The sequence below is a fragment of the Streptomyces populi genome (assembly GCF_002911015.1).
GTDB lineage: Bacteria > Actinomycetota > Actinomycetes > Streptomycetales > Streptomycetaceae > Streptomyces > Streptomyces populi.
Map to the genome: position 1 here is coordinate 1 of NZ_KZ626893.1, position 13,591 is coordinate 13,591.

The 13,591-nt window shown below is 67.7% G+C and carries 14 protein-coding genes and 1 pseudogene; 9 read left to right on the forward strand and 6 right to left on the reverse strand.

Going from position 1 to position 13,591, the window contains the following annotated elements; genetic code table 11:
- Both CW362_RS25100 and CW362_RS25110 read left to right on the forward strand, forming a co-directional pair.
- Window positions 1-105 (forward strand): annotated as a pseudogene (locus CW362_RS25100) (IS5/IS1182 family transposase); the annotation flags it as partial.
- Window positions 106-763: 658 nt separating this feature from the next.
- Window positions 764-1,012, forward strand: coding sequence for a DUF7660 family protein (locus CW362_RS25110; RefSeq protein WP_103551797.1), 249 nt, complete (start codon window positions 764-766; stop codon window positions 1,010-1,012).
- A gap of 44 nt (window positions 1,013-1,056) precedes the next feature.
- Here the strand turns inward: CW362_RS25110 and CW362_RS25115 are convergent, their stop codons facing one another.
- Window positions 1,057-1,302 (reverse strand): hypothetical protein, encoded by a 246-nt coding sequence (locus CW362_RS25115; protein WP_103551798.1) that lies wholly within the window; start codon window positions 1,300-1,302, stop codon window positions 1,057-1,059.
- 471 nt (window positions 1,303-1,773) lie between these two features.
- Between CW362_RS25115 and CW362_RS25120 the strand changes: the two genes are divergently transcribed.
- The 3 genes from CW362_RS25120 (at window position 1,774) to CW362_RS44770 (ending at window position 4,517) form a co-directional block, all read left to right on the forward strand.
- Window positions 1,774-2,577: a DUF1963 domain-containing protein gene (locus CW362_RS25120; protein ID WP_103551799.1), complete on the forward strand. Its 804-nt coding sequence runs from the start codon at window positions 1,774-1,776 to the stop codon at window positions 2,575-2,577.
- A gap of 1,022 nt (window positions 2,578-3,599) precedes the next feature.
- Window positions 3,600-3,893, forward strand: coding sequence for a hypothetical protein (locus tag CW362_RS43455; RefSeq protein WP_162684217.1), 294 nt, complete (start codon window positions 3,600-3,602; stop codon window positions 3,891-3,893).
- A gap of 360 nt (window positions 3,894-4,253) precedes the next feature.
- Window positions 4,254-4,517 (forward strand): DUF6083 domain-containing protein, encoded by a 264-nt coding sequence (locus CW362_RS44770; protein WP_103551846.1) that lies wholly within the window; start codon window positions 4,254-4,256, stop codon window positions 4,515-4,517.
- A gap of 175 nt (window positions 4,518-4,692) precedes the next feature.
- Here the strand turns inward: CW362_RS44770 and CW362_RS25140 are convergent, their stop codons facing one another.
- Complete coding sequence (locus CW362_RS25140) at window positions 4,693-4,866, reverse strand: SMI1/KNR4 family protein (protein ID WP_206301054.1); 174 nt, start codon at window positions 4,864-4,866, stop codon at window positions 4,693-4,695.
- 353 nt (window positions 4,867-5,219) lie between these two features.
- Here CW362_RS25140 and CW362_RS25145 point away from each other — a divergent pair, with 353 nt between their 5' ends.
- Entirely contained in the window at window positions 5,220-6,134 is a 915-nt protein-coding gene (locus CW362_RS25145) for a transposase family protein (protein WP_206301056.1), read from the forward strand.
- A gap of 65 nt (window positions 6,135-6,199) precedes the next feature.
- On the opposite strand, the gene CW362_RS25150 is transcribed toward CW362_RS25145, so the two are convergent.
- The 3 genes from CW362_RS25150 to CW362_RS43465 all read right to left on the reverse strand — a co-directional run bounded on the left by CW362_RS25150 (window position 6,200) and on the right by CW362_RS43465 (window position 9,012).
- Window positions 6,200-7,014 (reverse strand): IS5 family transposase gene (locus CW362_RS25150; protein ID WP_162684222.1). Its coding sequence is split into 2 segments (ribosomal slippage): window positions 6,200-6,672 and window positions 6,672-7,014, totalling 816 coding nucleotides; the frame shifts between segments, so codons are not numbered across the junction.
- Between the two features lie 99 nt (window positions 7,015-7,113).
- Window positions 7,114-7,380 carry a DUF6959 family protein gene (locus tag CW362_RS25155; protein ID WP_103551803.1) on the reverse strand — a complete coding sequence of 89 codons (267 nt, stop codon included), beginning with the start codon at window positions 7,378-7,380 and terminating at the stop codon, window positions 7,114-7,116.
- 1,086 nt (window positions 7,381-8,466) lie between these two features.
- Entirely contained in the window at window positions 8,467-9,012 is a 546-nt protein-coding gene (locus CW362_RS43465) for a hypothetical protein (protein ID WP_162684219.1), read from the reverse strand.
- A 336-nt stretch (window positions 9,013-9,348) separates the two neighbouring features.
- Between CW362_RS43465 and CW362_RS25165 the strand changes: the two genes are divergently transcribed.
- Together CW362_RS25165 and CW362_RS25170 are read left to right on the forward strand one after the other, a co-directional pair.
- A complete protein-coding gene (locus tag CW362_RS25165) occupies window positions 9,349-9,939 on the forward strand; it encodes a hypothetical protein (RefSeq protein ID WP_162684220.1) in 591 nt (196 codons plus the stop codon).
- Window positions 9,940-10,055: 116 nt separating this feature from the next.
- Window positions 10,056-10,475 (forward strand): DUF6578 domain-containing protein, encoded by a 420-nt coding sequence (locus CW362_RS25170; protein WP_103551805.1) that lies wholly within the window; start codon window positions 10,056-10,058, stop codon window positions 10,473-10,475.
- 467 nt (window positions 10,476-10,942) lie between these two features.
- Here the strand turns inward: CW362_RS25170 and CW362_RS44775 are convergent, their stop codons facing one another.
- On the reverse strand, window positions 10,943-11,353 hold the full coding sequence (locus CW362_RS44775) for a hypothetical protein (RefSeq protein ID WP_240658030.1): 411 nt from the start codon (window positions 11,351-11,353) through the stop codon (window positions 10,943-10,945).
- A 437-nt stretch (window positions 11,354-11,790) separates the two neighbouring features.
- Between CW362_RS44775 and CW362_RS25180 the strand changes: the two genes are divergently transcribed.
- Window positions 11,791-13,578, forward strand: coding sequence for a cation:proton antiporter (locus CW362_RS25180; RefSeq protein ID WP_103551806.1), 1,788 nt, complete (start codon window positions 11,791-11,793; stop codon window positions 13,576-13,578).
- Window positions 13,579-13,591 lie beyond the last annotated feature (13 nt).

The window sequence follows — 13,591 nt, forward strand, 5'->3', positions numbered from 1 at the left end:
ATGGCACGGCTGAAGTCCTGGCAGATCTTCCGCAGATCCCGCATCAGCCCCAACCGCATGAGCGTCATCACCAAAGCCGTCCTCACCCTGGAGAAGCAACGCTGAAAACGCTCACTGGTAGGCGCGTATCCGACTGTCGCCGAGGACGCGGCCGCCACCGCGCGGAGGCGCTTCACGGCCTGGTACAAGAGGTGCTCTCGCTGAACGGTGAGCGCGATGTCCGCGGCCTTGCGGGAGGTGTCACCCGCGTGGGCGTCACGCACCATGCCCCTCACGACCTGGGCGAGATCGTCGGACGCGTGGACCACATGGTAGAGCGCCTCCACCACGGACATCGGGCCTTCGAGAATGACGAATTCTGCGGCCCGGTGAACACCGCGGACTTGAGCGGCGAAGCGCTCCATCTTCTCGTCGACCTCCCGCATGTCGGGCCGGTCCGCTTGTAGCGCGTCGCGCACGGCGTCCAAGGCGACATCACGGTCGTACACCGCGCCCAAGTAGTTCGCGTAGGCATCCCGGCGGTGCTGCCTGCGCCATTGGCCGAACTGCGAGCGCGCCGCCCCCGCCCGGTGACCATCGCGGAGCCGAGCGTGGCGAGTGATCCTACGGCGGCGCCGAGCAATGCGGTGAGTCCAGCATCCATGGTCTCATTCTGCCTACGGTAGAGCTGAGTTGGGCCCGGCCTGGGCCGCTGTTCGGAGACCGATGTCGAAGGCGGTGCCCACCAAGCCGCGCGGGCGATGGGCCAAGTAGGGTCCCCCGGGTGACTGTTTCTCCTGAGCACGTCGACAGCAGAGAGGCCCTGGCAGCCTTCGTTCGCTCGTTGCAGCGCAGCCACGCCGAGGACGGAGGCTCATGGGAGAACGCGGACCTCCCGAGCTTCTTGGAGGCTTTGGCTGCATGGGTCGATGACGCCGATGGCTGGTACGGCAATGCCAGCCGCGAGCTGCCGGTCAGTGGCGACTGGACCTTCTTCGCACGAGCTCTGCAGGCCGCGTCCATCTACGAGTAGTCCGCGCTGTGGCGAACGAACCAGGGCGACGGCAAGCTCTCTTGCTAGGCCGACGGCCCCTCGGCGTCCCTGCGGCTGGACACGACATGCCGTGCGATCGTGGACAAGGCCAGCTCGCGATCGTCGTCAACCACTAGCCAACCCTTGTCCAGGAGCGATTGCAGCACTGGGCGAATCTCTTCACCCAGCTCCTTCGCCAAGTCGTCATCCATGGGGGAGAGGCCATCCTGGACGAGGCTCGCCATGTGGAACACGACGGCTTCCTCCCTCGCGGTGATGTTGAAGTCCATGACCTGAAGGTATGCGAGCCCTTTGGCCGCAACACGTCGAGGGCTCTGTCGTCACGGGCCGGCCGTCGCGGCTTGCTCTGGTCGAGGCGCCGATGGCGTGGCTGAGGTCTGTGGGGGCGGAGCGAGGCATACGCGTGCGCGGTTGGTCGGCGCGCCCGCCGTCGTGGCTGACTGTCGTCGGCTGGGGTTCGAACGGGGTGTGTCGAAGGTGGCGCCGTCAGCCGGGTGCGTCAGGGCTGGGCCGTCCCTGGGCCGTCCGACGTTGCTCAACAGCGGCCAATGACGACCAACGATAACGACCAGGCGCACGGGCCCACCGTCCCTGAGCTGGGAAGCAGCAGGTCGCCGAGATCCCCGGCAAGACCCAGGGCAAGAAGAAGCTTCGGGACAGGTATCCGCATGACGGCCCGCGTGAGCGCCGGCAGGTAACTTGCCCACAAACATGCATGTTGATTCAAGGAGGCCCTGCTCGTGACGCAGAGCTTTGCTGGTCCGCCGTACGGCCTGGATGACCTGATACCCGAGCTCGCGGTTCTCGGCCGACGGACGACGCTGCTGTTGCCGAAGAGTGGATCTCCCGAGGTCCGGGAGAGCTCTCTGGGCGGCCCCATGCTCTGGCCCGCCGATGAACCCTGGCCCTCCTGCGGGCAATCAGGGCACTGGGCCTGGCCCAACGAGAAGACGCCGGCCGGGACAGTTCCCATGGTCCCGGTGGTCCAGCTCTTCGCGCGTGACGTACCCGAGCTGCCGTTCCCTGAAGGTCTGGACGTACTCCAGCTGGTCTGGTGCCCATTGATCCATCCCCACGACCGAGCGTGCGCCGCTCTTCCGAGGCTGTACTGGCGCAACGAGGCAGACGTGCTCACCACCGGCCGGCTCCAGGAGATACCAGCCCCCCAGGAAGGCGAGTACGAAGAAGAGTTCATGCCCAATCCGTGCACGGTGTCCCCCACCTCGGTGGTGGAGTACCCGAACTGGGACCTGCCACGGAAACTTCGTCAGACCTTGCAGCCCCGCATCGAGGAGCCGGAAGAGCGCTTCGACATGGAGTACACCCAGTTGGCGTGTGCGTTGCAGAACAAGGTCGGCGGCTACCCCGCCTGGAACCAGCCCCCCGACTGGCCAACTTGCGACAGCGGCCACCGTATGGAACATCTGCTCAGCGTCACGCCGGAGGAAGACCTGGACATGACCATGGGAGACCTCGGCGGCATCTACATGTTCCTCTGTCGCCAGTGCCCGGAACTCCCCTACGCCCACCGCTACGACTGCTGAAGCGCAACCACCGACGACAGGCGTGCCAAATCCGTGCCAGATCACACGGGGAACACCGGGGACCCAGTCGACCGCCCACCACGCCTCGACGCTGCTCACCCGCAGGTCAGCCACGAAGCAACCCTGAATACCCTCAGCTTCCCAAGCTGATGGCTGCTCACTCCTGTCGGCCAGCGGCCATCCACCGTGGCGGCCAGGTCTGATCACGGGCAACGGCACTCCCGGCGATCCCCAAGCTTTTTCGTGCGCAGCGATGGTATTCATCTCGCGCATCACGATATTCGCGCCACGCCTGAGCCCAGCTTTCTCGTGTGGCCGGGACCTTGCCGTGTGCCATCCAGGACAACTGCCACAGGGCGTGGTTGAGGACACGTGCAGCCGTGATCGTGTCCGTGTCGGTCAAGAGCCGAAGGTCCTCCAATAGGTGACCGCGCCGGTCTTCGGCAGCCGCCGCCTCACCGAGAACCGCTGACGTAGGTTCCAATGGCGATGGGTAGTCGGTGAGACCGCGACCGGCACCAAGTCGGAGACTGATCATGCAAACCTCCTTCACGGCCCTGGCGTAGTCCGCATACGCCGACAGACGGCGTTCATCCCACCTGACCGCTTGCTGGCGACGCCAGCGAGAGCGTTCAGTGGTCACAGTGACCAGGTAGGAGGTGGCAGCACCCACCACCACTCCAAGCAGTGTGGGGACTTGGTCAACCAGCGCCATCTCGAAGCCTCTCCCCCGGTCGGCCCTGTCCAGATGTTGCGACGCCTAGGACATACCCGCCCGAAAGCTCTTCACGCCGCGCTCCTTCTCTCCCTGCTGTACAGCAGCGGAGTACAGCAACCACCGCAACCGCAACTGACCGCCAGCGCCCCTCAGTGGCCAGTTGGCCCGCCCACTCAACCGTAATGACCACCCAGCCGATAGTTCGGGACGAAGCGGTCGCGCCAGAACCTGCATCAGACCCACTCCCATACCGGAACCTGGTCGCATATGTTGCAGCCACAACCACACGGGTGGAAGGACTCAAGTGGCAGGCAAGCGTGCGCATTCCCGCAATAACCGGATCGCCTCCCCCGTCCGGAAGATCCGCGGTGCCAGGTTCGCTACCCCGGACTCCGACGCGGAAGCCATTAAAGAGATCGACGAGGCCCACTTCCCGGCATGGCGCCAGCAGATTGCGAACCTCGCCCCTGCCTCCGCAAACAATCCGGGTGCCGCGAAGAAGGCGACGTGCAAAGGTTGCCAGCGCGTCAAGCCTTCATCGAAGGCGTACTGCCCGGCCTGCGTCGAGAAGATCCGCACAGGCAAACTCAAGCCTTGACCTTTCCAGCTCGCGCTCCCTGGCAGCGCATGCCACATCGGGCGATACCGATGAAGAGGGGTGCCGGCCAGTCGGCCGTTGAGGCTCGCCGCGCGCGAAGGCGCAGCCATCGAACAAGGCCAAATCGCGACCTACTCGGATCCGACCGCAATCAACCACACTTGAACGCATGGGGGGGTATCCGATCAATCCCAGTTCGCATGTGATCGCTGTGGCGCCATAAGCGCCGCCGTGTGCGAGCGAGGGCGCATCGACCTCATGGCCAAGCTCTGCGATGTCTGCTGGAACACCATCGCCAACGAGATGGCCGAAGCCGACGGGGCCGCGGCCGCCCCGCGACCCGAGCCGGACCCCGACGACATGTCATGGATCGAGCCACCCACTTGCCCCACTTGCGGAGCATTGGTTCGAACATGCCCCACGAACTACGATCGCTGGGTCAGCCTCGCCACGGTGGAACTGCCCGCCAAGGACGTCCCAGAGCCCTTCCGGTGGCGTTTGACGAAGCTCCCGGTCCGATCCCCCGTCGTCACGGACATCGTCGCTGTACGGGTCCGTGGAATCGATCCGCTCCCGGGTGAGCCCGTCGTGCCGACCCACCGCATGATGTGCGTCACGGAGTAGCGTGAGGCATCGATCACAGCGGAACGGCAGTGGACCGTCGTGCCCGTAGCGTGCCCACCCGACGGGGAGCCACGGGGAGCGTCGGCGAACAGCGCGAGAACCCGCACGTCAGCATCTCGCCGGTTCAGTCCGGATCCGCATACGCGATCTTCCGAACCAGGGACGTGGAAGGTGGCTACCAGTACCAGTCGCCATCGCCCGCGAGGGAACGGTGCAGGTAGTCCTCCAGCTCGCGCGCAGCCCACAGCCGACTGTCATTCTCGTGGTCCCAGACGAAGATGTCCGGACGCTCATGCGTCAGCACGAAGGCGAACTGGTCACCCCCGCCGTTGTCGCCGAAGAACAGCACGGATCGAAGGACATGTACAAGCCCGGGAACGTGTCGGGGGACCAGAACAGGAAGTTCTGCTCCACGATCCGATCGAGGGGCCACACGACGTCAGTTCCGTACTCGCCGACCATTCCTTTGGTCTCCATCAGCAGAGCAGTCAGCTGCGCCGGCAAGCCTCGGGCAAGGCTTCGGCAGCGGCTTCTTTCCACATAGGCGCAGCTTAGGTCGAAGGGCTGACCACCCCGGCGACAGGCGCTGTACAGCAGTGAGATACAGCAACCGTCCCCGGTCGACAACGCACTTACGAGTTGGTGCGTGATAGCGGGTGAGGCGTTGTGCCAGGCAGGTGGCATGATCCCGCTGTGGCGATCATGGTTAATCGGACAGTGCTGACGCATCGGCTGTTCACGGGGATCTCCCAGCATCATCTTGCTTGTCTGGTCGAGGAGTTGGCCGCACCGTGGCAGGCCGGACTCGAGGGCCGACGCCATGCCGCACGGGGAGGAGTCCGGAAGCGGGCCGAAGGTGCCGGCGCCCGTCATCAGCTGGTGTTCGTCGACCGGCTGACGGCCACGCTGATCCATCTGCGGCACGACCTGCCGCACTCGGTGCTCGGAGTGTTGTTCGGCGTCGACCGGTCCACCATCACCCGGGCGATCGCAGAGATACGCACGCTCCTGGCCGAGCGGGGGTGCGCGGTCCCCGACCGTCCCGGCCTGCGGCTACGGACGCTGACGGACGTGTTCGCCTACGCACGGGCCGAGGGCGTCGAGCTGCGGCTGGATGCCACCGAGATCCAGGTCCGCCGACCCCCGGCCAACCGCGGCGGACGCCGTGCGTTCGTCTCGGGCAAGAAGAAGCAGAACACGATGAAAGCCACCGTGATCGCCGACTGGCGGGGCCGCACGTTGTGGACCGATGCCCTGCGCCCTGGACGTATGCACGACGCCACGGCCGCCCGCAACGAAGGCATCGCCGTCTGCTTCCGGCACTTCCCCGATGTCGAGGTCCTCCTGGACGACGGCTACCTGTGCCTGAGCCGCGACCACCGCGGGCAAGCAATCACACCGCCGAGAAAACCCCGCCCGGGAGCCTTGCCCGGCAGAGTCGAACAGTGGGAACGCGACCGCCACAGCCACTCCTCCGACCGCATCACCGTCGAACACGCCCTCGCCGACCACAAACGCTGGAAGCAACTGATGCGCTGGACCCATCGCCGCGACCGCCTCCCCGACACCTACCGCGCCATCGCCGGCCTCGTCTCCGACCGCACCGCTCAAGCCTGAACAGCGGTCCTCCACGGACCAGCACGCCTCACCCGCTATCACGCACCAACTCGTTACACCGTGTCCTACATGGTCAGTTTGCCGAGGCGTTTGTAGCAGCAGAAGGCTGCGGCGAGGCCGAGGAAGGCCAGGTAGTTGCGGGGATGTCGCTCGTAGCGGGGTGACAGGCGGCGGTAGCCGGTCAGCCAGGAGATCGTGCGCTCGATGATCCACCGGCGGCGGCCCAACCGTTGGCTGGAGTCGATTCCCTTGCGGGCGATGCGGACGCCGATCTGCTGGCTGTGCAGCCATCGCCGCAGGTCAGGAACGTCGTACGCTTTGTCGGCGTGCAGTCGCTGGGGCTTGGAATGGTCGCTGTGGGATTCGTGTCCTATGTGGAAATGGGCGACCATCGGCTTCAGCCCGAGGCTGTCGTGAGTGTTCGCCGCAGAGAGACCAACACGTAGAGGCAATCCGTTCGCGTCCGGCAGGACATGCATCTTGGAACCCGGCTTGCCTCGGTCCACGGGCGACGGGCCTGCAAGTTCGCCCCCTTTTTGGCGCGGACGTGAGCGGAGTCGAGCACCGCCCGGGACAGATCGACCAGGCCTTGGCCGGCGAGTAGTTCGAGCACCTTCTGATGCAGCCGTCCCCAGACACCCGCACGCGACCAGATCAAGAACCGGCGGTGCACCGTCGACTTCGACGCCCCGAAACACGGAGGCAGAGCGCGCCAGGCACAGCCGCTGACCAGGACGTAGATAATGGCCGCGAATACCGCCTGGTCATCGATGTTGGCCACCCCGCCGCCCTGCGGACGCACCCGCGCCGGCGGCAGCAAAGGCCTGGCGATCTCCCAGAGCCCCTCCGGCACGATCCATCCCCACCGCCCACTCCCCATGACCCGGCCAACGACCAACTGACCATGTAGGACACGGTGTTAAAGGACCTCAGCGCTACCGGTACGGCCGCCACCGACCGATCCGCATGGAGCTACGGATCAGAAGGGTCGGGAGATCCCGTGGGCTTCGAGCGCTTCGGTGTAGCGCACGAGCTTCGTGCCCAGATCGGCATGGAGGAGGCTCGCCACGTATCGGGCCTCCTCCAGGTCGCCGGCTGCGCACAGCTCGACAAGCTCGGCCACATCCGCCTGGAGGGTGCTGAGGGTGTCCCCCTGGATCAGGACTCCAGGGAAGTTCCGTCCCGGAAGGCGCACCACGGCATCGTTACCGCCATCGGTGAACAGCTCGGCCTCTACTCGTTCCATCGGAGCCCCGTCTCGGTTTCCGTCTCGTTCAGAGCCGTTCGCGAGGGTTCAGAGCGGACCGGAGCCAATACCGGCTGTGCCGCTGCCTCCGCGCGAACGTAGGTGAACAGCGTCGTACACAGCCCTCTGCGGCATCAACAGACTTGGAAAGCGTGTTGGGCGGCCGAGGGGTGAGGTGTCCCACCTCCTGTCGCCAACGCGTGTCGCTCTGACCATGATGGGTCAATGCCCGAGTTCAGTTGGCCGGACCGCTCCCTGGTCCCGGCCGGAGATGCCATAAACCGGAGCCGGCCCGCAACAGTTTCCGCACTCCCTCTTGGATCTCACGTCAGCGGACGGGTCATCGGCCGACAGCCGTTCGGCGTCTTCCTGCTCCTCGACGGTGTGCCAAATGCAGTTGGTCTTGCCGAAATCACCGCCACGCCCCACGACATGAAGCTGCCCGCCTTGGGCACCACCGTGACCGGTGAGGTGATCTGGCACGCGGACCACAACTGTCAGGTGAAGATCCTCCTCGATGAATGGCAAGTACCCGCCTCATCACCTCATGGTCGCCGGAGCTCCGCACCACTACCGCACCAGAACGAGCGGGCAACAGCGGGGAACCACGGCGAGAGCGGCCGAGCCCGGAAGGAGCACGGATCGAGCGTTCACCCGGTTCAGCACCCGTACCGGCCTCGCATGCTCGCAGCTTCCCAAGCTGAGAGTTCGGGCCCTGCCGTCACGGGCCGGCCACCATGGCTTGCTCTGGTCGACGGTACCGACAACGTGGTTGAGGCCAATGGGGGTGCAGCGAGGCACACGCGTGCGTGGTCGGTCGACGCACCCTCCGTCGTGGCCGACTGTCGTCGGCTGAGATTCGGACGGGGTGTCTCGAAGGTCCTGGCCGTTGATCGCGCGGGCCGAAGCCGGGCCGTCTCTGGGCCGTCCGAGGTTGCTCGACAGCGGCCGATGACGACCGACGACGGCCACCAGGCGTACGATCCCGCCGTCTCTGAGCAGCGGAAACACAGGTCGCCAAGAGCTCTGGCAAGCCCCGGGGCAAGAAGACGGATCAGCACTTGCCCCTTGCGGCTCCGCCGGCTGCTACAACTGCCGCGGGTCTGCCCCCAGGACGGCGGGGTCCTCGGACCGCAATCGAAACTCTGCGGTTACGCCCAGGCTCTTTCGGGCGGTGAGGTAGAACAGGTCACGCTTCTCCTGGAACTGCCTGAAAGCCCGCGTCCAGTCCTCCGGTGTTCCCGAACGCTGGTCACGAGCGAACTGCTCCAGCACCCAGGCGTGGCGTTGCAGCGCCCTGGCCGCCGAGATGGTTTCGGCGTCCCCCATGAGGAGGACGGCCTCGAACGCGTAGCCCCGCTCCAGTTCGGCGTCAGCCAGCATCGTCAAGCCGGCTTCCTGTCCGAGCGGCTGGGGAAGATCGAACAGCCCTTTGCCCGCAGCCAGGCGCCCCGCCAAGGAGGTGAACCTCTTGATCGCGTCCGCGTACCGGAGGTAGGACTCCAGACGACGTTCGTCCCACCGCGTCGAGAGCTGGCGACGCCAGCGCGACCTCTCCATGAGGGCTCCGCCCAGGTAGGACGCCGCAGCACCGACGAGCACGCCTATCAACGTGAACAGTTGCCCCGACATGGCCCCCCCTGTCGATCGGTTCGTTCCCGGGACGACCTTACTGTCAGCTTTGATCAGCCAAGCGTCGGCAAAGTCGGTAGCCCAGCAGGTCTCCCTTCGGCAGACATGCCGTGTCGGTCGCGTGCCTGATCGGATGAGAGTCACCGCCGAGGTACCCAGGTCTCGCGGGTGTCCGGAACTGCTGCCGGGGGTGGATCCGGCCGGGGAGGGCCCGCTGGAGATGCGGGACGCCGGGGAGCAGCCACCGTCCTGTCCTCAGGTAGCCTGCCGGTTCATCTTCCTGGAACAGGAAGCGCGCTGGGGAGAACCGTGAACGTCCGTCTTCAGATACACCTCTTGACCACGATCGCCATAGGCCTCGGCCTGTTCTTCTCCGGCCAGGCGTTGGGCGGGATGCCGCTCGGTCTGCTGGGCTTGGTGATCTTCTTTTTTGTTCTTGAGCCGCTGATCCGGGCGCTGCTCCCGGCTTCCTTCCTCCCGGCTCCGCAGGGGGCGCAGGCGACCTGCGCCTTGTACCGTGGCTGGGCCGCGGAGTTGACCGCCCGCCTCGGGCTGGGGGCCTCCCGCACTGTCGAGGCCGACGCTGCGCGGCTTCGGCGAGGAACGCGTCTCAGCATGCTCTCGTACGGCCTGCGCGACGGCAGTCAGACCCTCGGCCACGTGCTCCTGCGGCAGTCCTCGAACGGCGAGATCTCGCTGGCCTGGCGCAAGCGCGGGAAGAGCGGTACCGACCAGCCGATCAGCCTTCAGGGCCCGGTGGCCGCAATGCGGGAGCGCCGGCAGCAGAATGCCGCCCAGGCCCGAACGGGGTTCACCGTGGCTGTGGATCTCGGCACTGGGTCCTACTGGCTGCGTCACCACGACGCCGCCCTGCTCCAACTCCTCCTCGGGGACGGTACGTCAGTCACTTCTGCCGTCTCCATCTGACGTCGGCGGCGACTCCGCCGGGTGGCGTCGAGCTGGGCTCGGACTCCTGAAGCGGGTGTCACACACCAGGCGCAAGGCTTCCGATGAGCTCAGGTCACCCGGCGGACAATGGCGGCATGACGGTGACGATTTGGGTCGATGACTGGCAGATCAAGTGCTGCGGACCGAGCTTCGCGCCAGGGGATGTCGTCTCCTGGACGCTGCTGGAGGTCGATCCGGAGGATTACGCCGACGTCGTCGGCGGCGAGCGTGCGGATCGGATCGACTTCCGCGAGGAGCATCACGGCCAGGAGGGGGGACACGCACCCACTTCCGTGGAAGTCGTGTCGATCGCCGAGGTGCACTGCCGTTACGGGGTGCCCCCGGGCGCCACGGACAAGGTGAACCACCCCGTTCCGGGCACGACCGTGCTGGTTCCGGTCGAGGAGGCGGACGGGTGGGCGACGGCCCTGCCGGACGTCGGCTTCGCGGGCTACCTGGTGACGGCCCGGCGCGCCGCAGACGGACCGGAAGGCGCGGCTGCTCGCGGTCGATGACGGAGCCGGCGGGACGGGCTTCCCGTCCGGTCGATGTACAGCTGCTCCGTACCGCGGCCCCGGCCACCGAACCCGTCCGGCAGCGTCCCTCCGCCTGCCTGTGGACGAGCACGACCGGCCGGTGCGCCGCCCGACGGGCCGGGGCGGTCACCGGAGGAGGTCCGAGTGACGGTGCTCGCAGATCTGCTCGCGGGGGGTCTCCGTCGCGGGAGACATGATCGAGCGTCAGCCATCGGCGTCTTCGTTCAGCCCTTCGGCGTCTTCGTCCGGGTCGACGGAGTTCCGGAGGCCGTGGCGCTCGCCGAGCCGAGGGCTTGGTCGTCGGTTCCGACCGCCGGTTTCCGCCGTCCCGGAGGAACGGAAGGGAGACGAGGACCGATGGGGGCATCGGGGCGGGACCACTACGTGCCGTACCAGGAGGACCTGACGGTCCCAGGTCACCTCTTCCTGAGGTCGGTCGTGGCCGCTCAGGCGGGAATCCAGTCGGGCCACTGCGGTGGGACGTTGCTCGCGGGGCAGAGGCCGGAGTCGCCGGGGTAGCCGTCCAGCGTCCCCCGGGTCGCGAAGAACCACCATGCTGCCCACACCGTCGTACCGACCACCAGCAGTGCCGGCAGCAAGGCGCGGACCGCCGTCGGTGCGCGAAGGGCCAGGCGTCGGCCGGCGGCGTGCGCCACGAGCCCGACGCATGCCTCGGCCCCCACCACCGGAAGGAGCAGGAGGTTGAGTTCGAAGCGTCCGCCGGCGTCGAAACCCGCGTCGCAGTACGCGCGCGCCCAGACGGTCAGCGACCAGACGACGAAGCCCACGGCGGCTCCGAACGACGCGGAACCCGCCCAGGGGAGGCAGGAGCCGGAACTCGGCTTGATTGTGTCCACGACACAGCACGACATCGAACACGGCCTGCGCGGTTCCGCGGCGGGCGGTAAATGTCCGACCGCGTGGCGACAAGGCTTCCGTCCCCGTACGGCCGGCGCGGCCTCGATCAGGTCGTCGTTCACGGGGTGGACGGTTCTGCTGAGGACGGAGCCGGACGGGACCGGTCGGACGGACCGGTGAGGTCGTCGTCGCGCGCCGCTCCCCCGGGCGGAGCGATGTCGTCGACCAGGTGGCGCAAGGCTTGTCCCTCCGAGGTGCCGCCTCCCGCGCGTGGTGATTGCCTGGCGTCCGGGCTTCCGGACGCGGCCCCCGGGAGGCCGGCGGCGGGCGTCCGGGTCACTTGCGGCGCCGGGAGCCGGGAGGACGGGGACACGATGAGCGCGCGGGACCGGAACGGACCGGAGCCTCCTTCGCGTCCGGAGGGGGCGGGGAGGCCGTGACCGAGGATCAGATCCTGCTGGGCGTCGGTCTGACCGTCGCGCTCGCGGTGGGCTCGCAGATCCTGGCGAGCAGGCTGCACGTCCCTTCGCTGATCGTGCTGCTGCCCGTCGGATTCACCGCCGGGGCGCTCACCGACGTCGTCCGTCCCGACCGTCTGGTGCCCGACTTCACGGCCCTGGTGTCGCTCGCCGTGGCCGTGATCCTCTACGACGCGGGGCTGGGTCTCGATCCGCAGCAGCTGAAGGGCGAGACCCGGAGCGTGGTGACGCGGCTGATCGTGCTGGGGATCCCCGTCACCGCGGGAGCCTGTCTGGGACTGGTCGCGGCCCTGTTCGACGTCCCGTTCCCCGTGGCGGCCATGATCGGGATCATCCTCGTCGTCTCCGGACCGACCGTCGTCGGCCCGCTGCTCGACCATGCCAGACCGGCCGACCGGGTGCGGAGGATCCTGACCTGGGAAGGGACCCTCGTCGACCCCCTCGGGGGCATTCTCGGCGCGGTCGTCTTCCACGTCATCGTCCGGTCCCAGGACCGACAGGGCTTCCGGTTCGGCACGTTCTTCGGGAGCATGGCCGTGGGACTGATCGGCGGCCTGGTCGGTGTCGGCCTGCTGTGGCTGACGCTGCGCAGGCTGCGGCTCGGCGGGACGCTCGGGACGCTCGCGCAGCTGGCTGCCGTCGTCGCGGTGTCCGCGGGCTGCGACATGGTCCTGGACGACACCGGGCTCATCGCGGCGATCGTCACCGGCATCGCCGTGGCGAACCTGCCCGGATTCGACATGCCGGCGCGCCGCCCCTTCTTCGAGACCGTCGTCCAGCTCGTCATCGGTCTCCTGTTCATCTCCATCTCGGCCTCGGTCGCGCCGAAGGCCGTCGCCTCGGTGCTGCTCCCCTCGCTGGTGCTCGTCGTGGCGCTCGTCCTGGTGGTGCGGCCGGTGGTGTCCCTCGTCTCGGCGGCGGGGACCGACGTCGGCCCCGGGGAGCGGGCCTTCATCGGGTGGATGGCGCCCCGGGGCATCGTCGCCGCCTCCACCGCCGCGACGTTCTCCGCGGCGCTCGTCGACAAGGGCCTGTCCGGCGCCGACAAGATCCTGCCGATCACGTTCCTGGTGATCGTCGGAACCGTCCTGGTCTACGCGCTGACCGCCAGGCCGGTCGTGGTGCGGCTGGGGGTCGGCCGGTCGGCACGCTCACGGCCCCTGCTGGTGGGGGGCGCCCCGTGGGTGATCGACCTCGCGCGGTCGCTCGGCGCGGCCGGCCTGGACGTGCTCATGTGGGCCGGTCTCCCGCGGGAGCGGGACCGGATCAGGGACGCGGGGATCGAGCTGGCCGCGGGGGAACTCCTGGCCACGGCCACCGATCCCAAGGCGCGTCTGGAGGGCGTCACGACCGCGCTGCTGCTCACGGACGACGACGACCTCAACGCGCTCGCCTCGGTGGTCGTGCAGGACAGCATCGACGGCCCGGTGTACCGGGTCGGCCCGGCGCCCGGCGGCGAGGGCATCGTCGCCCCGTACACCGGCGGCGGTGTCCTCTTCGGGCCCGGTCTCGTCCGGAGCGCGCTGGAGGACCGCCACGGGCGGGGAGCGCGTTTCGTCGTGCGGCCGGCGTCCGACCCGCCCCCGCCGGACCACGAGCTGCTCTTCGTCGTACGGGCCGACGGGCGGCTCGAACCGGTCACCGAGGCGCAGGAGGCCGCTCCGGCGGACGACGGCACGCTCGTGCTCCTCGGCCCCGCACCGCACGCTTCCGCACCGTCCGGCGGTGCGCCCGGCCGGGGCTGACCGTGCGCGTCGT

Bases quoted from the DNA above. Each gene is read 5' to 3' on its own strand.
- CW362_RS44770 (WP_103551846.1), top strand. From the start codon at position 4,254: ATGTCATGGATCGAGCCACCCACTTGCCCCACTTGCGGAGCATTGGTT.
- CW362_RS43465 (WP_162684219.1), bottom strand. From the start codon at position 9,012: ATGTCGGGGCAACTGTTCACGTTGATAGGCGTGCTCGTCGGTGCTGCG.
- CW362_RS25155 (WP_103551803.1), bottom strand. From the start codon at position 7,380: ATGGAACGAGTAGAGGCCGAGCTGTTCACCGATGGCGGTAACGATGCC.
- CW362_RS25115 (WP_103551798.1), bottom strand. From the start codon at position 1,302: ATGGACTTCAACATCACCGCGAGGGAGGAAGCCGTCGTGTTCCACATG.
- CW362_RS25170 (WP_103551805.1), top strand. From the start codon at position 10,056: ATGACGGTGACGATTTGGGTCGATGACTGGCAGATCAAGTGCTGCGGA.
- CW362_RS25145 (WP_206301056.1), top strand. From the start codon at position 5,220: ATGGTTAATCGGACAGTGCTGACGCATCGGCTGTTCACGGGGATCTCC.